Raw genomic sequence first — 21,034 nt, forward strand, 5'->3', positions numbered from 1 at the left:
GGGGGAGGTTTGATTTTGTTGGTGATGCCTCTGAAGAACCTGCTGGTTACACAGTCCATGAACCTGTTCCTACTCTGCGCAGTAGCACTTGCGGTGCACCTCGCATCAGCCATCATCGTGGACACCAGCGTGGTGACGCCCTTCGTAGCAGCGAAAGCTTTGGCGCTACATTGGTAAGCCTTTTGAGAGGCAAAAAAAACCCGGACACATGGTCCGGGTTTTGTACATCGTTAAGCCATGCTAGTCAGCCTGCCGACACCGAATGCAGCACGTCGGCTAAGCAGGTTCCATTGAGCATCGGTGACCAGCACGCTGGTGCGAGCTTTAACATAGCCATTCACGGTCTGGCGATAGTGCAAGCGGACAAGGCCCGCGGTCACGCTTGGAACACCTTCCAGCTCGTACACATTCAAAAATCCATCAACATCAATGACGGAAGTTGTCACGATCTGAGCGTGGAACATTTTCAGATAGCAGGCTTTGCCCAGCAGAAAAACAACCTCGCCAATCAACGTGGCTTGTTTCTTCACAGACTGGAGCTTCAACTTCAACTTCAGGCTAATGGATTGGACATTGCGGTTGATCACAGCGGTATCAATGGTGAATTTCATGGTCATTCTCCCGGGATATGAGCTAAGCCTTGCGTATGCCTAGTAACCGGTAATGCACATCACGCTCTTACAATCGAACCACCTATCTATCCTTCCCCCAACTCCTCACCACCCAAAGCCTCCAGCAGTGAGGGAACGAGTTTTGTCAGCTTCTCAGTGTATACCTGGAACATCCCAGCATAGGCCGCGTCTTCGTCCTCTTCATCTGGGATCTCAGCCTTGACGCTATCCAGGAAAGTGATTTTTTTGACCTGAAATTTGTCAGTCAAAAAAAACGTAATTCGTTCGTCCCATGTCATCGCCAATTTTGTCGGTCTGCGCCCCTCGATGATGTGCTGTCGCACCTCATCACGCTCGAGACTGAGCTGGGCGTAGTGAACCTTCGATTTTTCGATGTCGAGACCTTGCAGGTACACCTCTCGATCGACAGTGAACTCATCAGGCGCCTCGTTATTCATCAGCCACGAGGCCATAGCAGAACCCGGGTCCATGCTGGTGCGAATCAGGGAGACGGGGGTGTTTATCGCATCTTGGAGAATGGTCATCACGTCGTCAGCTTTCGCCGGCGTCCCGGTGTCGATCCCTATTAACCCGGCGGAAGTATTCAACCAAACAGGAATCGTCGTCTGGTGCTCGAACGCTCGAGGGAGCAGTTCAAGAAGCGCTTCCATTTTCAACTCTTTCAGTTGAGCTCGACTGGGCTTGTAACCCTTTTCCCTCTCCACTTTGGCCGCCTTTAAAATGGTCAACCTTTGCAGGACGGGTTCTGGAACTTTGCGCTCCTCAAAACAGACGTTTAGGAGCAGCTGTTTTTGATTGGCGTAGACCAAACCGCTGCCGGGCCGGGGTTCGACCCACCCACTGGAGCTGATCATCTTTTCGGTGCAGGGTTTGAAGACTTTATTTTGGAGCTTCTTGGCCAGATCCGTTGTTGAGAGAGACCATGGCTCGGTGATCCGATAGAGGTGGAGGTTTGAAAACATGGTGTCGACCTTGAGGAAGCTGGCTGTGAAGCAATAATAATTCACATCACATGCACATAATACCTTCTGATTTATTATGATGTAGACATCAGTTCTGCATGTGAGAAAACCATGTCCGCTCTTCTACCTGTTGAACAACGAATCGAGCGGCTGCGCACGGACGTATCCGCTTACCCACCCTCGATGCGTCCCAGGTCACTGATGGTGAGCCGATGAGCTCTTGAAAGTCTTGCGAGCTGAAATTACAGGCCAACGTAAAGCATAACCATGCATCAAGATTTCATCTGGAGAACCAGCAATGGCAGGTATTCAAGACCACTTCAAGCGCGACGCCAACGGCAACGTTTACGAAGTTGACTTCAAGTATGTCCGCAATCACGTGCCGCTCAACTGGTTCTTCGAGCACATGCTCGACGCAAAACCCAAACCAATGAGCGGCGCAATACGTTACGGTGTTTGTCCAAACGAGCCGGCCTGTCAGGCGGCGTCCGTTCACTCGGTAAAAGTCTGCGTAAAGGAAGATAGTTGGAAGTGCTTCAGTTGTGGGGAGCATGGCGATGTTGTTGCAGCAGCAGCCTTTTACTGGCGCATAACGCACCGGGAAGCCGGCCTTGAGCTTATGAGGGCCGACGTCGATATGCTGAAGCATTACATCCCACCAAAACCCGAAACAGCTATTGAGCGCGACGACAGCGCATTGGCGTTGGTACTTCAAAAGGTTGCAGAGGCTTCACCGTACCCTTCAAAGGATGCGTTGGCGTACCTGGGCGGCCGTGGCATCTCGGAGCGTGTTGCACGTGAAGCTTGCGAGCGCGGCATTCTGATCACGATCCCCAACGACGCCTTTCAGGCAAAAGCTTTTTTGACTGAAGTGGCCGGCAAGGAATTGATGGAAAGGGCTGGACTTTGGAAGCCAGATAAAAAGGCACCTGCGTGTGCGTTCCGACCACTCTGGTTCCGTTCGCAGTCTCACTGTGCCGCGGAATTCAGGTTGATGCGCGAACCCAGAGATGGGGAGAAAAAAGCCATGCGTTACGGTGGTAAATCTCCATGGATATGGGAAGGTCAAACCCCTGACGACTATATGCTCGTTGAGGGCCCGATCGACTGTTTATCCGCTGTCGAAATGGGTTCTAAGCGCACCATCTTCGCACTCCCGGGTTGCGAGAATTGGGAGCCGAACTGGTTTCAAATGATGGCTGAGAAAAACGTGCTCATGGCGCTGGATCCTGACAAGCCTGGCTACGCGGCAGTAGAAAAATTGAAGCCCGTCTTGGAAGCTTTCGAAGCCATGGTAGGAATCTTCAACCCGCCCAACAGGATCGGTGACTTGAACGATCAACTCAAAGCAATGCGAGGACTCATCTAAAACCCACTACAGCCCGGCATTCATTGCCGGGTTTTTTCATGCCCATCAAACAATACATAACACGTACACATAACAAAAACCTACTGATACTATGCTCATATCAGAGCCACAGAAACGTCCACCGTGAACCGAAGACAACTCCTTCTCCTCTCCCTTGGCCTAATGGTCACCGGTATACAGCCCGCATGCGCTAGCACCAGCACGTTCTGGGATCAGCCAAGACGTCTTTGGATGAAACGTGAAGTGCGCAGGGGGGTATGGGAAGAGGTCAACGAAATCTACCACCAAAACGGCCGCCTACAATGGTCAGGTTATGAGCGCATTTGCCGCATTCTGCGTGACGTTCACACCGGTACCGCTGTCCAGATGACCCATACGCTGCTCGATATACTCTGTGGAATCCAAGGGTGGTTTTCGATGCATGGGATTCACCTTCCTATCATCGTTACCTCAGGTTATCGCAGCGAGAAAACAAACGAGGACGCCGGTGGCGTGCGTGACTCTGCTCACCTACGAGGGGGTGCTTGTGACCTGTATGTTGAAGGGGTGCCAGTGGAGTATCTGAAAGACCTGGCGCTGTATCTTCAGGGCGGTGGTGTTGGTGTGTACCCGGCGTTCGGCTTCATTCATGTCGATGACGGGAACCTCAGAAGCTGGCGCGGTGACGTCAGTAAGCGTAAGGACAACAAGAGGTCCAAGCCCCACTGAGGGGCCTGGCCAGCACAGCATCAAAACATGTTGGACCAAGACACCTGGTTAGTCATAGGTCTGTTCGGTATCACAGCCATGTCAACCGCACGCAATGCAGGGTTGCGGCCGGTGAGGTACCAGCAGTCGTTCTGCTGAGAAAGCATATATCGATCGGCAAGACGCTCCAGCGCCACCCGGTATTTGTCCGTGATTTGTCCTCTTGATGCCTGTGACAACAAATCCGTCGATCGGATACCTGGCTGGTTCCACGCGGCCCGAGCGAGATCGTAGCCCTCATCACCGCTCATGATGTAGATCTCATCGGCCACGGCTTCAGGTACTGGATCGATCAAAAACGGAAACTCAACCGGGAAGACGTACCAGCGGCGCCAGAATTCATAGTGAATTCGCAACCGGATTACATCCTTCCGTGAACCAAGGACTTCGCAGCAACGGTCGAACGACCAATCACCCAATGTCGGACCGAATACCCATTGTGCTGCCTTCACGTATTCTTCTGGCTTCATCTTTTTGGCAAACAGCGCCTCGACGTTAGCCTTGACGATCCGGAAGGCCAGTCGTGGAACACCCGCTTCAAAGTCTTCTTCATCCAGTCGTCGAAGGGTCTCTTCTTTTACTGTTCTTCTTTGCGATCCAAGGTTCGGTAGATTATCGAGTGCGGAGATAGCAAGTTCTTGAGCAAAAGGACGTGGCTCGACCACAGCTTCGTCACTACCCAGAAAATCCACTTGAGCATCGTTGATGCCGTCACCAAAATCGAAGGCGTCAAGACCTTCGAAAATATTGGCGCTATCAAAGCTCTCAAGCCAGTTACGAACATCCCCAGGATCAGAAATATCGCTATCAGCGCCAGTATGAACTTCAGGTCCGTGCTCATAGCCTGTGTCCTCAATCACGTCATTCTGTATGGTTAAATCGTTCATTGGTGAGCCCTCAAACCGGCACAGTCTGGGTAAATTGATCCGCCCCAGTCAGGGGTTCGTGAAAGAAGCGCTCTGGACGCGGTAGCACTGCCGCTCGGCACTTGGCTGCCGAGTGCGCTGCTCTGGCATCACCCCACTGCACGTTGCACCCATCTGTAACCGCAATGTACTGAGTAGCAGTGAAGGCCAACATCTGCTCTGCCATAGCCCCCGTACCAGGGCCTCCGTCCTGAATAAGAAACTTCAGGTACAACTGCGCGGTGGCTTCAGCGTTTGGCCTGAAGAAAACAAAGCTTCGTGCTCGGCTAAGGCAAACCTCCCGAAGATCAATTGACTCCTGTCCTATCGCATCCAACGAAGGCGCTGAGATCACAACCCTCATGAATTTCTCGTTTTCTGCCGCCAGTAAGCGCTCAACACTCGGGTCGTTGCATCCACCTGCATCGGTAAACACTGCAAGAGCGGGCACTTTTGGAGCCTTCTGACCATCGACAAAGCGTCCAACGGCGTCAGCCAGGTTAGCGATCACGATTCGTCGGAGATTCGAGGCCGCGGCGCCCCTGCCGATGTAGGGTGCAGCGAGATAGACAACCCTCCCGGCAACGATAGCCTCATGCAAGACGAGATCCGGCTTGTAACTGTTGAAGATCTCACCAAGCCGACCCGTGCCCAGCATGCACATACTCCCGGCGAGGCCGGAGTACTGCGCTTTGAGTAGGGATGGACAGATGTTGCCTCCGGCATCTCGGAATGGCTCTAAAGCCGAGTCCAGTAGAAACAGCGCACCAGACCCAGGGTGTGATTCTTCGATGAAACCTGCCAAGGCCGCAATCGCGTCAGGCTTCATAACGAACATGCCGAGATCAAGGAAGGAGTAGGGGATATTGCCGAGCTGAAGGCAAGCGATTATCGCCTCCAGCAGTTTGCCCGTGCCGGCGTCGTTTTGATCTGTTGAGTCATCCTGAAGCGCAATGAAGTTCATCACCTGGCTTGCGATGTTTGCAGGTGAGCTGTGAAGCACTGGGTTATATGTGTGGCTGGTAGCCGGCTTCGCAGGGTTTACTACCAACAGGTCTGCTTCACGGCCAGCTACTTGGCAGCCCATTACCAAAGTGGTGAGCATTGACTCTTCAATCGAGGCTCCAATGACAATCACCGCACCACCGGCTGAGATCTGATTGCCCAGCATGCCAGCGATCAGCTGCTCCTGGCCTGTGCTTCGCTCATCGAGGACGAGCATGTGCCCGCCGCTGGCCACGTCAGCCATTGGGTTTAAGTCATTCATCTGCTAGCTCCTTTAAAACTTTGCGGGCGCCGGTAGGCTTGCCACTACCACCAAGGTATTTGTCGCTATTTTTGAAGTAGTCAGCGCCCTCAACGGACGCTTTCCGGAAGTGATTGATGCGGATTCGTCCAATCTCTTTTTGGAGTTTTTTGTCGATGGTGATCATCGGAACTCGCACGTTGAAGATCTGGTCGCCGCCGTACTGGATGATGCATTCACCCTTGCCGAGTGCCTTCAGGTCATCGGGACTAACTTTGTATTCTTCCTGTTCGCGCTCACCTTCGGAGATGCCGGCGGCGGCGCCCGTACCTCCTTCTGGAGCTACGTTAAGAAGAGGACTGCTGCTGCTTTCGTTCTGCGTGCCACTGAGTGATTTCGCAATCCCAATTTTCATGCCGATCAGATCGGCACACTCTACGGCCGTGGCCTGGGTACCGATCTTGAAAAAGATCTTGGTCCACGTGTTACCGATGATCATCTCCTTGAAGTCGGGTGACACCACATCAAGGTTCGCCAACGTCTGGGCGGCGGGGAACAGAGCCATCTGTGCGGAGCGACCTTGCTCGAAAGGTCGGGCCAAAGAATGAACGGCATAACTGCCCAGTTCATCCATAAAGTTGAGGTGCGGTGGATTTGGCCTCTCTTCTTCCGGCAATGCCTGCACCCAGGAAATCGCTGTACGGAAATCACCGAGGAACATCTTGCCGAAGTTGGACGCCGCTTCGTTCTTGCCCATGGTAGGCAAGGCGACGTAGATGATTTTCTTCGCCCGAATGGCTTCGAAGAGGTCGATATCGGGAGTGTAGGTATTCAGGACCTCACCGAACTTGCCGGTACCGAACATGTACATCCTGCCGGCAAGTCCGCCGAATGTTTCCTTCATCCGCTTAATGTCGACCATGTTTTCAAGGCCTGGCTTTCCCGTGCCTCCGCCGACCTTGTACTGCTCAAGAAAAAGGGAAAGGTTTTTGGTAGCCGGATTGTGAGGCTGAGTTTTCTTCAAGCGGGTCTCGAGTTCCTCGATCGCTTTGTGGTTCATCAGCAGAATCGTGAAATCGATGAAGTTGTAGGCAAGCCCCGCGGCTTGGAATGCTGCAACCAATGTCGCAATCCCCTGATTCGCTGACTGCTTATAGTGGTCTGCGCCAGGGTTATTCTCAGTAGATGGGATGATCGACAAAATACGCGCAGCGACTTCATCCGGATCGCCCCGAAGGATCGGGTTGTAGGTGTTGCTCAACTCCGGATTGCCCGGATTGAGGATCAGCAGGTCTTGCTCACGCCCGGCCCAGCAGCAGTACTGATAGATGGTCTGAATATCGTCTGCGTTCATTTTGCCGTCGATGAACGTCAATCCTCCACCGCGTTGAATCTGTTGGAACATCAATAATTTGCCCAGGACTGTCTTGCCGACCCCGGACTGGCCCAAGATGAAACCGTGTCGCATCAGATCTTCATCAGGAATATGAACTGGGCTGCCTGTGTCGGTCGTATAGCCCACCAGCATTCCATCTGGTCGCACCAGGTCCGTTGCCGACCTGATATTGATTTTTGAATCAAGGAGCAGTTGATCCTTCCAAAACTGAAACAACCTATTGCCAATATAAGCTCCACCCGCCGCCCCCAATGCGAGCGGTAAGCTGGAGGATAACGATCCAAAATATGGAGAGGTCAGTACCCCACCAGCACCCATAGAACTCAGCGCCAGGGTGTCAAGTGTTCCTCCAATTTTTGATCGTAAAATCTTTTCCATGCTCATCAAAGACGACCTTTAGCAACGCATAAAAAAACCCGAACACCAAATGGCGTCCGGGTTTGCGGGTTAGAGAAAAATGCTCGATTCAGTCGCAACGGCGCCAGTCTTTGCTGGATCGGTCGAAGAATCTGCAATACGCAGCAGAGGCGATTGCAAAAGCGTTTTGATTTCCAACTGAGTCAGTTGCGTGTCCTGCTCAATCTGCGCACGCGCAGCTGCTATGTTGACTATCTGTTGACCTTTTTCCTGATAATCCTGGAGCTTGGTTTTGTAGCTCAAGTAGCGCGATGACAAATCCGCACCGGTGTCGTTTTGTTGCTGAGTAACACCGGTGATGGTGGCATCAGCAGAAGTCATTCCGGTAGCCGGGTTGCCCGCAGCCTCCATCTTGGCCTTTAGACCTTCGACGTACTTATGGTCATCGAATTTTCCCATGTAGACATCGGCACTGAACCCCAGTAACGAAAGACATTTTGACGTTGCGTCGGTAATGCTTTTCTTTGCGTGGTCTTCATCACTCGAAATGGTCCCGTAGGCATCCCGAGAAAGGAATGTGGTTGCGCCGAACTGCTTGATGGATCCTCGTTTGCCCCCGTAGATGTACCAGACCTCAAGGTAGACCTTGTGAATGATTTCACGACCGAGCATGCGGCCTTCTTTATCAAAGCCCAACGGGCCGCCTTCGACGTAACTTTCACTGATGAGTTCTGTTCCCCATCCAAGACCATGCGGACCGAAAATCTGAGTAGCCCTCATGGCTTGATAGGTCGGGGATACTGCGGTGCCCTGGAAGCCACCCTTGCTGAACGACTTGGTTAAGTCGGGAGATGTTTCCTGAACCTGGCTCCACACCTCTAGACCGATCGAAGCCGCGGGTGCAACTGCATCCGAAGGCTTGCATTCGTTGCTTGCCTGAACCGCGGTGGATACTGCTTCTGATGTGGGTTGCATTTTTTTACTCCTACGACGCTGCAAAGAGTGAATACCTAATGCACGGGTATGACGCACAGCAGCCAATAATGTAGGAAGGGGATCTCGCCAGTTTTCAAACGGCATTTGCAATACTTAACACGTCGCTATATTTTATGCGGCACGACTAGCCTATTGCAAGAAAAAGGCTACCGGCTGTATTATCGCTACGTGTTATGCCACGATATAACCCCACGAGTATCCCTATGATCACTAAAACCCGTGCCCTAATGGTTGCTTCGCTCGCCATTGCTGCAAGCACCGCCGGCGCCGTCGACGTGCGCCAAATGGTGATTCCGGAATCGGTTGGCGTAGCGGTAGAACCTGCACATCAGGCACATGTCCTCGGTGAAGCTATCCGCGATAGCCAGGTCAAGCGCACGCCCACCATCTGGATCGTTAACGAACCATCGCGCACTCGCGCACTCATGCCAGCAGAAGAAGCACGGCTAGACGCAATCGACGCAGAGGCGGCCGAAGAAGCACGGCATGTGCGAGCGACTGTCCTTTTTGGTTTCGACAAGATCAGCCCGCTTGAGTGGTCAGCACTCGAGAACACGATCGCCGATGCGCGACGAAACGGGAGCGTCGTTAAGCTGGTAGGTCATGCTGACGATGTTGGGAGTGACGCATATAACCAGAGGCTCTCTGAAAATCGCGCAATCTCAGTAGCCCGGTATCTGATCAAGCACGGTGTCAGCAAAAAAAACATCAAAGTATCCGGACGTGGCAAGCGAGAACCAGTTTCCATCGTTGACAGTTCGATGAACCGCCGGGTGGAAATCGATGTAGTCAAAGCTGCGGGGGGTGCTCTTTGAAAGAGATCGACATCCCGCGCTACGTCGATAGCCAGATGCAATTACTGTTCTGGGAGATCGACGAAGCGGTAATTTTTATCGGCTGCTTGGGCGCAGGTATCGCAATCGGAGGCTGGGCAACAATCGCGTCGCTGGTGGGAGGCTGGTACGCAGTAAAACGGTTCAAGCGTTTCAAAAATGGCGCTCTCGATGGCATTTTGCAGCACCTTTGCTATTGGGCCGGGGTCATGCCACTGAATAAGCATTACCAGGACTCATCGAAGCGAGACTTCTTTCTTTAAAGAAGTTTTTCAGCTCATTATGCTTACGCGTTATGAATCCTTAATGGCTCCAGGGTTTTGGAAAATGAAATTAAAAAGTCTGCTCGGCACGATGGAAGGGCTCTCGTCGTTCGCCAAATTGAATGCAACGTCCAATACCTTTTTGGCTGTAGCAGTGTGCGCGCTGACTATCAACCAGATGGGACAACATGAAACCACACGCCTGATCCCGCCAACGCTGGACAAGGAAGTGAGGATTGGCTGGAACACTGCTGACGAGGAGTACCTGAAGTCTTTCGGACTTTACGCCTCGGTACTGATGGGTAACGTCACCCCGAAAAACGTGAAATTCGTTGCAGACTCAGTCAGCGCCTTCGTAGATCCGGCGATCTACCCTGAGGTTCGAAAAAAAATGTTCACGCTCGCCAACGACCCAGTGTTCAACACCAACGCTGGGTCAATCAGCTGGTCGGCGTCGAAGACAAGCTACGAAAAAGAAACCTCGAAGGTGTTCATCGTCGGAACAATGGAATCTCGAAGCGCAACAGGACAAGTCAAGCCTGAGATCAACGTCGTTGAATACGTCATGAAAATCCGAGACGGCCGGCCGGTGATTGAGGCATTCGATACCTATCCCGGCGCCAACCCTAAAACTCTCAAGTGGATCCAGGCTCACCCACCGAAGCCAGCAGAACAAACTAAGGAGACGATTCAGTGAAACGCTCAGCCATTGCTCTCATTGTGCTGGTCTCCCTTCAAGCGACTGTTGCTGTTGCTGATGGGACGGCCAATTACAACCTGCCGCCGGTACCTAAGACGGTAGAGAAACGCACCAAACCCGTCGAAGCCCAACCATTGCCCGGTCTTGGCCTTATGCCTGGCAACAAGGAAGAGTCGCGCACGCAAGTGGTTCGCGTTGGTTCTGACCGAAATGAAATCGTCTATGTTTCGAGCCTTTTGCCGAATCGGATTTCTACGCCTTTCGCTGAACCACGCTCGATCGACCAGCAGGAATCAGACGTTGATTTTTCAACGATCGGGCAATCTCTTTACGCAACTATGAAGACTGGCAAACCAGTTGCGGCCTACATCACTGGAGCGAACCCAAATGATCCCGTGATTTCTCTGACACTCGTTCCAAAAGAAATGCCGCCCCAGACCATCGTTCTACAGTTGGATAAGGCCCAGGCTGAAACAGGTGGGAAATCCGAGTCTGGTAGTGCCCCGGACAATAATGTTTACACCGACCATATTCGTTATTGCCTGCGTGAAGTAGCACTCGGTAAAACTCCGGAAGGTTTCAGCGAAGGCACGCTACCTTCGGCTGCGGCAAATATCGGTAACGTGATTGCATATCCAAAAGTCCGTTATTCTGGTCCAGAGTACGACATCTATCGCTATACGATTTTGGGCACAACTCCAAATAATGTCGATTTAGATGAAGGTACTTTTTATAGCGAAGGAGTTCGGGCCGTCTCGTTCTTCCCAACTGCCACCTTGAGAAACGGAAAAACTACAGAAGTTTTCATCGTTTCTGATAAATCGGCGACTGAGGATTAACCATGGCTATGAAAGACAATCTTAATACATGGTGGCAAGACCTCAATCCCCGCTGGCGCCAAGTTATTGCAATTGGCGGATTGTTGTGTTCACTGATGTTAGCCGGTGCCATTCTGGTAGGCGGCGGAAAAAAAACTGATAGCAAAAAGCCTGAGCCACTGAACGAAACCAACTTAATGTTACCGGTTGGTAACAACAATACGCCTGAACAGTTGCTTGCAAAAATCGAAGCGCAAGGTAAAGAACTAAAAACCGTGAGCTCTCAGTTGCAACAGGAAAAAGAAGCTAGGAACGCCGATAAGCTTCGCGAAATGGAAGAAAAGCAAAATAATAAAAATGACCCCGTCACCCAGGATGCTTTGCAGGAACTGAAACGGGTTAATCAGCGACTGCAAGACTTGGAAAAGAACGGCCCACGTTCTGGCTCATCTCCGGCACTCACTGACTCACTACCTGGTTATGACGCTTCGGCCGGCAATGGTCCAGTCGCACCCGCATCAGAAGTAAAACCGGCGGGTCCTAAATTGAGAATCACAGGGGCAAACCTCGATAACAAGCGCGAAGCTCCTAAACGTGAGGAAAAACCGGTACCGGCCTTGCCTAGTGGTTCCTTCTTTGAAGTGGTCTTACTGAACGGGATGGATGCTCCAACCAGCGCCACTACGCAAAAGAATCCAGTTCCAACGACGATGCGTGTCAAAACCCTCGCGATGCTTCCAAATAAATACAAAGTCGATATTAAAGAGTGTTTTGTACTCGCATCGGGTTACGGTTCTCTTTCGAGTGAGCGTGCAATTATACGTACTGAAAGCATTTCGTGCGTTCGTAAAGACGGCAAGATTATTGATACTAAACTCGAAGGGTACATAGTCGGCGAAGATGGTCGTGCGGGTATGCGAGGTCGACTTGTTTCCAAGCAAGGTCAAATGATCGCAAAGACCATTGTCGCTGGCGGACTCTCTGGTATCGCCCAAGGTTTGACGCCGCAAAGTGTTCCACAACTTAACCTGAACCCGGGTCAAACTGTTTCCACACAAACCGCTGACGCATCGAGCATTCTCCAGACAGGTGTGGCTAAAGGTTTCTCAACTTCAGCAAACGAAGTTGCCAAGTTCTATATGGAAATGGCGCGTGAAATGACTCCGGTAGTCGAAATTGATGCTGGCCGCAAGGTAAGCGTCATGTTGGTTAAAGGGTTCGAACTGAAATGAACAAGGTGATACCTATGAAACGAATTGGAATTATCGGTGCGCTGCTGCCTATCGCATTGCTCAGTGGTTGTTCTTCTTGGTTTAACACCGCCGGAGACGATGAGTTTTCCTGCCCTGGTATGCCCCAAGGAATCATCTGTAAATCGCCAATGGCTGTTTACAAGTCGACGAACCAAATGCCCGCGCTGACCGACAGTGATATGCCGATTGGTCAGAAAGTGCCGAATGTTAAGTATGGAAACGATCTGGGAAAGACTGCGAGCTCTGAGCAAAGCCTAAAGGCTTCGAACGGGATGCCAGGGCCAAAAGTTGCAGATCTTGCCCGCCCAGTACGCATGCCGGCCCAAGTCATGCGTATCTGGATCGCACCATGGATCGATAGCAAGGACGACCTTCATTTTCCGTCCTACTTGTTCACTGAAGTTCAGCCTCGTACCTGGTCATTCGGTAAAACCGAATTCGCAGGCCAAGGAATGGTTGTACCTCACCGCGAGCTCGTCGCCGTACCGCCTGTGAACGCCACAGTACCGGCACGACAACACGAGGAAAAACAACCCACGGATTATGGTCCTGACTCAACTACCGCAATCCCAACACCCACCGACATCAACCTGAACTGATCCAACTGGAGCTTCACCATGAACGTACAAAACACTGCTCAAATCGAAAACAAAGCGACTGCACCATTCGCCAAGTTCAAAAGCAAGCTGGTAGTTGCGGCGCTCGGTCTTGCTACCGCGGCCGGCTACACCGCCAACGTCCAGGCGAGCAACAAGATCGAGCTCAACAAGACCGCGCCATTCGCCAAAATGGACAAAAAATCCATGCTTATTGTGGCCGCTGTAGGCCTGGCTGCTGCTCTGGATGTCACCGCCGGTTCCGACTCCACGTTCACCATGATCGTGACTAATCTGGACAACTGGATGACCGGCTCCCTTGGTAAAGTTTTTGCTTTGGGTGCACTGGGTACCGGCCTCGCGATTGGCGTCGTGAAGCAGTCGGTAATGTCCGTGGTAACCGGTGTCGCTGTGGCCCTGTCTGCGAGCGTTGGCCCTGGCGTTCTGACCAACATTTTCACCGCCACATTGTAAGACCCTCGAAGGCGCACTGGCGATCAGTGCGCCTTTTTAGTTGGCTCTGCCTGCGGGTTGCCCTACAGGCCTTCCAAAGCCTACTCAACCACACTCCAAGGCGAACAGTGCTATGGCAGCCTCAAAAGCAACGATCAAAGGTGACCGAGTCACCCTTCCTCAAGCAAAACTCACCGTAAGAGCAGTCGACCCCGAATCTAAGGTATTTTTTTGCTCTGATGGTACTGAACACTACCTAGGCGCCTGTTTTATCTCGGACGCTTTGACGGGCGCAAGTACTTCGACCGTCGATAAGTTGCAATCGGCGCTGAGCATGGCCTTTCCACCTGGCACATTCATCCAGATCGGCATGCTCGCCAGCCCTGATGTAGGCGAGTACATCGACGCCTACGTCAACAACAAGCCTAATTCAACACCAATACTGCGAGCACTGACGACCCAACATGCAAACCTCATCAGCAGTGGCGTCGACACTCCGTTAGTGCAGCGCAGCGGCGTCTTGCTCAATCGTCAACGTGTTATCGTCACCGTCAAATTCCCATGCCGCAATGAGCGGCCGGAAGACTCGGATATCGCCACCACGAAAGAAAGTGCTGACCGAATCACAGAAGCACTGAAGGCAGCATCGTTGAATCTATTTCAGCTCGATGCCGTCGCTTACCTGGTGATCATGCGAATCATCACCAAACTGTGGGATGCACCGCGCTCCCACTATGACGAAGCAAAATTGCTCAAAGACCAAATCTATTACCCGGGCGATTCCATCAACTACGACGATCCGTCAACAATCAAATTTAACGAAGGTTCTCACTACGCTAAAGCGTTGAGCGTCAAGTTCTTTCCGCAGCGCACTAGCCTGGCAATCATGAACCATATGATTGGTGACCCTGGTGGACTCTCCAATCAGATCACCGACCCCTACTACATGGTGCTGACGCTGCACTATCCAGACCAGGTTGTGAAGGTGGACGAAGTCAAAAACACCTCCTCAATCATCAACCATCAGGTGTTTGGCCCCACTGCGCACCTAATTCCTGTGCTGGGCTACAAGAAAAAAGGCATTGACACACTGGTCCATGAGATCGAGGGAAAAGGTGCAGTTGTTGTCGAAGTAAACTTCACAATTTTCCTTTTCTCGCGCAGCCTTGAGCGGTTGAACAAGCTTTCCTCTGGTCTCCAAGCTTACTATACGTCCCTCGCATTCGAACTTCGTGAAGACAAGCGAATACTCGAGGCCCTGTGGAACAATCTGCTACCTCTGAACACCACTCGTGAAGGGACGAAAAACTTATTCCGATTCCACACAATGGGTGTTCGCCACGCAGTGCAGTTTCTGCCGATTCTTGGCGAATGGACTGGCAGCGGGATGAGCGGGGCAATGTTGTTACTCACTCGCCGTGGCCAGCCAGCGCTGATCGACCTGTACGATTCCACAACGAACTATAGTGGGATCATTTTTGCCGAGGCCGGCGCGGGTAAGTCCTTCCTCACTCAGAAATTCGTTGCGGACTACCTGGCTTCCGGTGCGAAGGTTTGGGTAATCGATGCCGGCCGAAGTTACCTCAAGCTATGCAAAGGTGTCGGCGGAGAATTCATTGAGTTTCGACCTGAGTCGGATGTGTGTCTGAATCCGTTTACGCACATCGAAGATCTCGAAGAAGAAATGGATATCCTCAAGGCTACCATTGCCAAGATGGCAGCTCCTGAAGACATCCTGGACGATTACCAGCTATCCCGCATCGAGCAGGCAATCACCAGCGTATATACGAGGTTTGGTAACAGTGCCAATATTCGAGCAATCGCTGAGTGGTTCATTGCGCAGTCCGACGACCCAGAGTGTCTGCGTCTCGGCCGCCAGCTTTTTCCATTCGCCGGCGGACAATTCACGCGTTGGTTCGAAGGAGAAAACAACCTCGACATGAGCAACGCTTTCATCTGCATGGAATTGAGCGATCTGAAAGGTCGGCCAGCACTCCAGCAGGTTGTATTACTGCAATTGATCTCGCGCATCAACCACGACATGTACAAGGCGCAAATGGGACAGCGCGGGCGCAAGAAGATCTTGATTGTCGACGAGGCGTGGGAGTTGCTTGATGATCCAATGATGGCGAAAGCCATGATTGCAGCCTACCGAAAAGCCCGAAAAGAAGACGGTGCGGTGCTCGTTGTAACTCAATCGATCGGTGACGTTTACGCTTCGAAAAACTGCGAAGCGATTGCGGCAAACTCCGCCTGGCAGTTCATTCTTCAGCAGAAGACAGAATCCATTGATTCTGCGATCGAAAGCAAACAGTTCAAGATCGAAGCCTACGGCCAACACATGTTGAAATCCGTACACACTATGCCGGGCAAATACAGTGAAATCATGGTGAAACGAAGCGATACAGATTGGGGGATCGTCCGGCTCGTAGTGGACAAATTCCACAACGTGATGTTCTCCACCAAGGGGCCGGCGCGGAACGAGATTCTGGACCAACTCGACCAAGGTGTTGATGCCGTGGAAGCAGTTAACGACTTCATTGAGCGTGAGGCGGCCTACGCGTAATCGTTGCCGCCGCCCCCCCTTCACACGATCAATTTAGCCCAGAGAAATCTGGGCTTTTTTTGGTCGCGCAAATAGGGGTTGTGCCGAGATAAAGGAAATTTAGGACATTCGCTCTGTAAGTTACTGTAATTACGTTGTTTTTATTTATTCTCTTTGTGGCTTAAGCCAATATCCAAAAGACTGTCATCCCGTATCTAGCTATGGCTTGCGCCGCAGTAACGAGCCCGCCGCATTCTCCTCGAAGGCTCTAGCCTCTTCGATATAGCCGTGTACCGTGCCGTCGTGCCGCCAGCCACCCTGACGTTTGATCTCCAGAAAGCCCGCCCCAGCCCGATGGGCGCTGGTGGCCAAGCCTCGGCGCAGACTGTGGCTGCTCATCTCGGGCACAGATAACAATCCTGCAGCTTTGGCACGTGCCGCCAAGATGGTATTGACGCTACCCTCGTGCAGCGCCACCTCGCCGATCACGCCCCAGCGACTGACGCGTCGAAACAAGGGGCCTTGCTCAATCTGCGCGACCTCCAACCAGCCCCGTAACGCCTTCGTTGGGCAGCAGAGGCTGTCGCCATAGGGGATTGCTCGCTCCAACCCCTCACCCTCTTGATCGGTTTTGGAGCGCGGCAGCGTGATCCGTAGGCCTTCCCGCTCCCACTGCAGGTATTGAACCTCCAGTGTGACCAGCTCACTGCGACGGAACGCGCCGAAATAACCCACCTGAAGCAAGGCGCTGTCACGCCGCGCAGCGAGCCCTTCGAGCGAGTCCAGGTGTGCCACGATGCGTTCGAGATCCTCCAGCACCAGGGCCTTGGCTTTTCGTCGCGGACGCCCGTTCACCCGCTCAATGCCGCGCAAGGTTTTGCGCACGGTGGCGCTGGCGGCCGGGTCAGGGAACCCCTGATAGCGGTGCCATTGCGACAGCGCGGTCAGGCGCAGCGCCAGGGTCCGTGGGTTCAACACTTCCGCGAAGGCCAGCAGGTAGCGAATCAGCGCGCTTTCATCGCACGGCAGCACGCCGCCCCAGGCGAGAAAGTGGCGAATGGCCGAGCGGTAGGTGCGCCGGGTGTTGTCGGAGGTGGCCGCCGCGAGAAAGCGTTGGTGTTGCTCGGCCAACTGTGCGGGGGTGGTGAGCGTACCGGGGGTACGTATCAGCGCAATCGGCTCGTCGAGTGGGACTGGAGAGACACTTTCATCGTTATTTCGAGCCGTCATCACGAAGCGCCTATTGAGGCCATGTGTCGTAAATATTTAATCTCAAGAATTTTTATCTCGTTGATTTGTATAGTTATTTATTAAAACAACTGCGTCAGTCGTCTGAAAAGTGTGCTTTTTTTTGCATTTAAATAGCATCCTGCTTGAATTATTGCATTTAGATAATATGCAGGTTAGCCATGATTATCCAGCAAAGCGACCGGTTTCTCTATGAAGGGAAGGTGTGGACCTATGCAGCGTCCCTTACGGAAACATCAGTACAGTTGTACTGCGAGGCAGATCATGTTTTTGTTGAGGCTGACTTATCGGATATTGAATTTATTTCTTTTGTTTCTCCATCAAATGAGGAGACAAAAAAAGATTTGTCTGGAGCATCATGGGAAGAGTGGGAGCTGGCTGAGTATCGGTATATTGCGATTAAAGAGTATTTGAATAATATTAAAGAGCATGGTTCGTTCGCAAAACTGCAAGCAATGCTGTCGTTAAGCAAGCCCCGTGTGTATGTTCTTTTAAAAAACTATAATGATGAAGAGGGGCCAAGTAGCCTTTTAAGATCCAAAAAGGGTAGGAAAACAGGCTCGAAATTTATCGCTTATAATATAGAAAGCATAATAAATGCAGCTGTCGAGTACGAATGGAAAGGCCCCGGCAGTACAGTAAAGAAGGTTCATCTAAGGGCCGAAGAAATGTGTCGGGCAGCTGGTGTGCCTTCCCCCTCCTATGGAACCGTTCAAAAAAGATTGAAAGAGCGCCCCGAGTCGAATTTGGCAAAATTGTCCATAGGCGTCAAGAGGGCGAATGATAAGTACTCAGCTCGACCCAAGCATAACAATTCACAAAGGCCACTCGCAAAGTGGCAGATGGACCACTGCGTTATAGACTGCATCATCGTGGATGAAAAAACACGCAGACCGTTATGTCGACCTTGGGCGACGTTGATTATTGATTTGCATAATCGAGTCGTCCCCGGCTATTACTTGTCGTTAAATGCGCCAGGGGCATATAACGTGGCAATGGCAATCACACATGCGGTATGTCCTAAGGGGAAATGGATTGAAGCACTTGGTGATGAAGATATTAAATATCCCTACTACGGTAGGCCAGAAGAAATTGCCATGGATAATGCCAAGGAGTTTAAGTCACAATTCTTTAGAATTGCCGCCAAGAAGAACAATATACACTTAGCGTGGCGGCCAATTGGTAAACCTTGGTGGGGAGGGCATATAGAGCGTCTGAATGGAACTTTGGCGATGAGCTATATTCACTTTCTCCCAGGAACGACACTTTCAAACGTAGGGAAACTCTGAAGAAGACTTCCAGATTTTGGCAAAATACCCGGATTCCACCCGCTGAGTTTCCCCATGAAGCAGATGACCTTCGCTGACGCCGAGTACGCCGGTAAGCGCAAACAAACCCGCAAAGAGTTGTTCCTGATCGAGATGGATCGGGTGGTGCCGTGGAAGGGTTTGATTGCCTTGATCGAGCCGCATTATCCCAAGGGTGAAGGCGGTCGTCCGGCCTATCCGCTGATGGCGATGCTGCGCGTGCACCTGATGCAAAACTGGTTCGGTTACAGCGATCCAGCGATGGAAGAGGCGCTGTACGAGACCACCATCCTGCGCCAGTTCGCGGGGCTGAGCTTGGAGCGTATCCCCGATGAAACCACCATCCTCAACTTCCGTCGTTTGCTGGAGAAGCACGAACTAGCCGCCGGCATCTTGGCTGTCATCAATGGCTATCTGGGCGACCGAGGGCTGTCGCTGCGCCAAGGCACGATCGTCGATGCCACGCTGATCAATGCGCCGAGTTCGACCAAGAACAAGGACGGTAAGCGCGACCCGGAAATGCATCAGACCAAGAAGGGTAACCAGTACTACTTCGGCATGAAGGCGCACATCGGTGTCGATGATGAGTCGGGCTTGGTGCACAGCGTGGTGGGCACGGCGGCCAACGTGGCCGATGTCACCCAGGTCGATAAGCTGCTGCACGGCGATGAGAACATGGTCGGTGCCGACGCGGGTTACACCGGCGTCGAGAAACGCCCTGAACATGAAGGCCGGGAGGTCATCTGGCAGATCGCCGCCCGCCGTAGTACTTACAAGAAGCTTGATAAGCGCAGTGCTTTGTACAAAGCCAAGCGCAAGATTGAGAAGGCCAAGGCTCAGGTACGAGCCAAGGTCGAGCATCCGTTCCGGGTGATCAAGCGCCAGTTCGGTTATGTGAAGGTGCGCTTCCGTGGTCTGGCGAAGAACACGGCGCAACTGGTGACGCTGTTCGCGCTGTCGAACCTGTGGATGGCGCGCCGACATTTACTGGCGAATGCAGGAGAGGTGCGCCTGTAATGTGGGAAATGGCTGCCGCGAGGTGCTCGCGGCGGCTAAAAACACAGAAATAAGCGGGTGATCTGAGCGTTTTTGATCGATTTGCCGCTTTTAAAATCGGCAGGGGCTGAAGTCAGCCAGAAATACACAACTACTTCAGACCATCCTTAGCCTAAATTTATAATGGCAGACTCAATCTTGACAAAAGTAATCCAGAAATCACGAACCTTACCAAAATGTAATCTTTGCGTAGCTGGTGTGTCAGTAATGACCGTCTACGCTAGATCTAGCTAAATCAGAGTTTCAGCCTTAGGTATCACGGAGATGCATGTCTCGCTATTAGACATGCACTCAATCAGATTTGGTGCTTGACCTGTGTGTTACACACAAGTGTAAAAGATGGGTGTATTAAATATTAAAAGACTTTGACCCAAGTAAAGTGAATGTCACTTAGACGAGATGATTTTTCAAGCTAAGTCCATAGGCGCACCTCTTTTCCTTATTCTGACTTCGACGGAGGAATACAATCTTGAGTAAAAAACATGGCAAGAAAAAGCAACACAAGGGCAATGTTGAGGTAATCGACGCTTTATTAATAAACCGCCTCGATTCCGTCCTCAGTGTCGAGCCACAAAATGCTTCGATTTCGCGCGAGGACTACCGTGAGCAGTTACACCTTCTCCAGCTAGAAATGGTCAAACTGCAGCGCCATTTCATTGGCTGCCGGGACAAGATACTGGTGATTCTTGAGGGGCGCGATTCTTCGGGCAAGGATGGCAGCATCAAACGCATCGTCAAGCACCTCAGTCCGCGTGAAACGCGGGTGGTTGCACTGGGCAAACCATCCGATCGTGATCGCAGTGGCTGGTACTTCCAGCGTTACGTACCCCATCTTCCGGTGGCTGAGGAACTCGTGCTGTTCAACCGCAGTTGGTATAACCGCGCCGGCGTTGAGCACGTAATGGACTTCTGCACCCAGGATGAGTACGAGGAGTTCATGACCTCGGTGCCACAGTTTGAGGAGATGCTGGTCAATTCAGGCATCAAGCTGCTGAAGTACTACCTCGACATCAGCAAGGAAGAGCAGATAAAACGCCTGGCCGATCGCAAACACGACCCGCTCAAGCAGTGGAAGATCAGCCCGATCGACTCGGTAGCAGTCAAGCAGTGGAAGGCCTACTCAGATGCCCGCGATGCAATGTTGACACGCACTCACACTGCAATCGCGCCATGGCACATCGTGCGCACTGACAACAAACATCTAGGGCGCCTGAACCTGATGCGCGACATTCTGCGGCGGTTGCACTACGCCGGCAAGAAGGACAAAAACGTCCGGCCCGACCTGAACATCGTGTTCGAATTCACGCCTGACTGCATCCCCCACCAGCGGCTGTCGTGATCACACTGTTTAA

20 protein-coding genes are annotated in these 21,034 nt (G+C 52.1%); 13 read left to right on the top strand and 7 right to left on the bottom strand.

The window, feature by feature from the left end:
* Window positions 1-230: 230 nt before the first annotated feature.
* Complete coding sequence (locus FQ182_RS13805) at window positions 231-611, bottom strand: hypothetical protein (protein WP_149415152.1); 381 nt, start codon at window positions 609-611, stop codon at window positions 231-233.
* Window positions 612-697: 86 nt separating this feature from the next.
* On the bottom strand, window positions 698-1,594 hold the full coding sequence (locus FQ182_RS13810; protein WP_149415151.1) for a recombination-associated protein RdgC: 897 nt from the start codon (window positions 1,592-1,594) through the stop codon (window positions 698-700).
* Between the two features lie 298 nt (window positions 1,595-1,892).
* On the opposite strand from FQ182_RS13810, the gene FQ182_RS13815 reads away from it, so the two are divergent.
* Entirely contained in the window at window positions 1,893-2,963 is a 1,071-nt protein-coding gene (locus tag FQ182_RS13815; protein ID WP_149415150.1) for a toprim domain-containing protein, read from the top strand.
* Window positions 2,964-3,194: 231 nt separating this feature from the next.
* Entirely contained in the window at window positions 3,195-3,671 is a 477-nt protein-coding gene (locus tag FQ182_RS13820; protein ID WP_218576461.1) for a DUF882 domain-containing protein, read from the top strand.
* 20 nt (window positions 3,672-3,691) lie between these two features.
* On the opposite strand, the gene FQ182_RS30005 is transcribed toward FQ182_RS13820, so the two are convergent.
* The 4 genes from FQ182_RS30005 to FQ182_RS13840 form a co-directional block, all read right to left on the bottom strand.
* Window positions 3,692-4,597 carry a hypothetical protein gene (locus FQ182_RS30005; RefSeq protein WP_198718476.1) on the bottom strand — a complete coding sequence of 302 codons (906 nt, stop codon included), beginning with the start codon at window positions 4,595-4,597 and terminating at the stop codon, window positions 3,692-3,694.
* Window positions 4,598-4,607: 10 nt separating this feature from the next.
* Window positions 4,608-5,882, bottom strand: coding sequence for a hypothetical protein (locus FQ182_RS13830; RefSeq protein WP_149415216.1), 1,275 nt, complete (start codon window positions 5,880-5,882; stop codon window positions 4,608-4,610).
* Window positions 5,875-7,641 carry a type IV secretory system conjugative DNA transfer family protein gene (locus FQ182_RS13835; RefSeq protein WP_149493992.1) on the bottom strand — a complete coding sequence of 589 codons (1,767 nt, stop codon included), beginning with the start codon at window positions 7,639-7,641 and terminating at the stop codon, window positions 5,875-5,877. Before FQ182_RS13835 ends, FQ182_RS13830 begins: the two co-directional genes overlap by 8 nt.
* Window positions 7,642-7,704: 63 nt before the next feature.
* Complete coding sequence (locus FQ182_RS13840) at window positions 7,705-8,694, bottom strand: hypothetical protein (RefSeq protein ID WP_149415214.1); 990 nt, start codon at window positions 8,692-8,694, stop codon at window positions 7,705-7,707.
* 119 nt (window positions 8,695-8,813) lie between these two features.
* Here FQ182_RS13840 and FQ182_RS13845 point away from each other — a divergent pair, with 119 nt between their 5' ends.
* From FQ182_RS13845 to traC, 8 genes are all read left to right on the top strand, one after another.
* Window positions 8,814-9,425, top strand: a complete 612-nt coding sequence (locus FQ182_RS13845) for an OmpA family protein (RefSeq protein WP_149415213.1) — start codon at window positions 8,814-8,816, stop codon at window positions 9,423-9,425.
* Complete coding sequence (traL, locus tag FQ182_RS13850) at window positions 9,422-9,706, top strand: type IV conjugative transfer system protein TraL (protein ID WP_046489683.1); 285 nt, start codon at window positions 9,422-9,424, stop codon at window positions 9,704-9,706. Before FQ182_RS13845 ends, traL begins: the two co-directional genes overlap by 4 nt.
* 64 nt (window positions 9,707-9,770) lie before the next feature.
* A complete protein-coding gene (locus tag FQ182_RS13855; RefSeq protein WP_149415212.1) occupies window positions 9,771-10,403 on the top strand; it encodes a TraE/TraK family type IV conjugative transfer system protein in 633 nt (210 codons plus the stop codon).
* Window positions 10,400-11,245 carry a type-F conjugative transfer system secretin TraK gene (locus FQ182_RS13860; protein WP_149415211.1) on the top strand — a complete coding sequence of 282 codons (846 nt, stop codon included), beginning with the start codon at window positions 10,400-10,402 and terminating at the stop codon, window positions 11,243-11,245. The genes FQ182_RS13855 and FQ182_RS13860 overlap by 4 nt, the downstream gene beginning before the upstream one ends.
* A gap of 2 nt (window positions 11,246-11,247) precedes the next feature.
* The gene (locus FQ182_RS13865; protein WP_149493993.1) at window positions 11,248-12,456 is read left to right on the top strand and encodes a TraB/VirB10 family protein; all 1,209 of its coding nucleotides are present in this window, start codon (window positions 11,248-11,250) and stop codon (window positions 12,454-12,456) included.
* 14 nt (window positions 12,457-12,470) lie between these two features.
* Window positions 12,471-13,076, top strand: coding sequence for a type IV conjugative transfer system lipoprotein TraV (gene traV / locus FQ182_RS13870; RefSeq protein WP_149493994.1), 606 nt, complete (start codon window positions 12,471-12,473; stop codon window positions 13,074-13,076).
* An 18-nt stretch (window positions 13,077-13,094) separates the two neighbouring features.
* Window positions 13,095-13,547 carry a TraA family conjugative transfer protein gene (gene traA, locus FQ182_RS30255; RefSeq protein ID WP_232925659.1) on the top strand — a complete coding sequence of 151 codons (453 nt, stop codon included), beginning with the start codon at window positions 13,095-13,097 and terminating at the stop codon, window positions 13,545-13,547.
* 112 nt (window positions 13,548-13,659) lie between these two features.
* Window positions 13,660-16,092 (top strand): type IV secretion system protein TraC, encoded by a 2,433-nt coding sequence (gene traC, locus FQ182_RS13880; RefSeq protein ID WP_149493995.1) that lies wholly within the window; start codon window positions 13,660-13,662, stop codon window positions 16,090-16,092.
* A gap of 198 nt (window positions 16,093-16,290) precedes the next feature.
* On the opposite strand, the gene FQ182_RS13885 is transcribed toward traC, so the two are convergent.
* Window positions 16,291-17,301, bottom strand: coding sequence for a tyrosine-type recombinase/integrase (locus FQ182_RS13885; RefSeq protein ID WP_149493996.1), 1,011 nt, complete (start codon window positions 17,299-17,301; stop codon window positions 16,291-16,293).
* 179 nt (window positions 17,302-17,480) lie between these two features.
* Between FQ182_RS13885 and FQ182_RS13890 the strand changes: the two genes are divergently transcribed.
* The 3 genes from FQ182_RS13890 to ppk2 all read left to right on the top strand — a co-directional run bounded on the left by FQ182_RS13890 (window position 17,481) and on the right by ppk2 (window position 21,021).
* Window positions 17,481-18,608 carry a DDE-type integrase/transposase/recombinase gene (locus FQ182_RS13890; RefSeq protein ID WP_149493997.1) on the top strand — a complete coding sequence of 376 codons (1,128 nt, stop codon included), beginning with the start codon at window positions 17,481-17,483 and terminating at the stop codon, window positions 18,606-18,608.
* 54 nt (window positions 18,609-18,662) lie between these two features.
* Window positions 18,663-19,643 carry an IS5-like element ISPre1 family transposase gene (locus FQ182_RS13895; RefSeq protein WP_021703206.1) on the top strand — a complete coding sequence of 327 codons (981 nt, stop codon included), beginning with the start codon at window positions 18,663-18,665 and terminating at the stop codon, window positions 19,641-19,643.
* Window positions 19,644-20,151: 508 nt separating this feature from the next.
* Entirely contained in the window at window positions 20,152-21,021 is an 870-nt protein-coding gene (gene ppk2 / locus FQ182_RS13900) for a polyphosphate kinase 2 (RefSeq protein WP_034114921.1), read from the top strand.
* Window positions 21,022-21,034 lie beyond the last annotated feature (13 nt).

The organism is Pseudomonas sp. ANT_H4, assembly GCF_008369295.1.
Lineage (GTDB): Bacteria > Pseudomonadota > Gammaproteobacteria > Pseudomonadales > Pseudomonadaceae > Aquipseudomonas.

Coding starts and splice junctions, on each gene's coding strand:
- FQ182_RS13815 (WP_149415150.1), top strand. CDS start 1,893: ATGGCAGGTATTCAAGACCACTTCAAGCGCGACGCCAACGGCAACGTT.
- FQ182_RS13820 (WP_218576461.1), top strand. CDS start 3,195: ATGAAACGTGAAGTGCGCAGGGGGGTATGGGAAGAGGTCAACGAAATC.
- FQ182_RS13840 (WP_149415214.1), bottom strand. CDS start 8,694: ATGCCGTTTGAAAACTGGCGAGATCCCCTTCCTACATTATTGGCTGCT.
- traC (WP_149493995.1), top strand. CDS start 13,660: ATGGCAGCCTCAAAAGCAACGATCAAAGGTGACCGAGTCACCCTTCCT.
- FQ182_RS13845 (WP_149415213.1), top strand. CDS start 8,814: ATGATCACTAAAACCCGTGCCCTAATGGTTGCTTCGCTCGCCATTGCT.
- FQ182_RS13830 (WP_149415216.1), bottom strand. CDS start 5,882: ATGAATGACTTAAACCCAATGGCTGACGTGGCCAGCGGCGGGCACATG.
- FQ182_RS13810 (WP_149415151.1), bottom strand. CDS start 1,594: ATGTTTTCAAACCTCCACCTCTATCGGATCACCGAGCCATGGTCTCTC.
- FQ182_RS13835 (WP_149493992.1), bottom strand. CDS start 7,641: ATGAGCATGGAAAAGATTTTACGATCAAAAATTGGAGGAACACTTGAC.
- FQ182_RS13865 (WP_149493993.1), top strand. CDS start 11,248: ATGGCTATGAAAGACAATCTTAATACATGGTGGCAAGACCTCAATCCC.
- FQ182_RS13885 (WP_149493996.1), bottom strand. CDS start 17,301: ATGACGGCTCGAAATAACGATGAAAGTGTCTCTCCAGTCCCACTCGAC.
- FQ182_RS13855 (WP_149415212.1), top strand. CDS start 9,771: ATGAAATTAAAAAGTCTGCTCGGCACGATGGAAGGGCTCTCGTCGTTC.
- FQ182_RS13890 (WP_149493997.1), top strand. CDS start 17,481: ATGATTATCCAGCAAAGCGACCGGTTTCTCTATGAAGGGAAGGTGTGG.
- FQ182_RS30005 (WP_198718476.1), bottom strand. CDS start 4,597: ATGAACGATTTAACCATACAGAATGACGTGATTGAGGACACAGGCTAT.
- FQ182_RS13895 (WP_021703206.1), top strand. CDS start 18,663: ATGAAGCAGATGACCTTCGCTGACGCCGAGTACGCCGGTAAGCGCAAA.
- traV (WP_149493994.1), top strand. CDS start 12,471: ATGAAACGAATTGGAATTATCGGTGCGCTGCTGCCTATCGCATTGCTC.
- FQ182_RS13805 (WP_149415152.1), bottom strand. CDS start 611: ATGAAATTCACCATTGATACCGCTGTGATCAACCGCAATGTCCAATCC.
- traA (WP_232925659.1), top strand. CDS start 13,095: ATGAACGTACAAAACACTGCTCAAATCGAAAACAAAGCGACTGCACCA.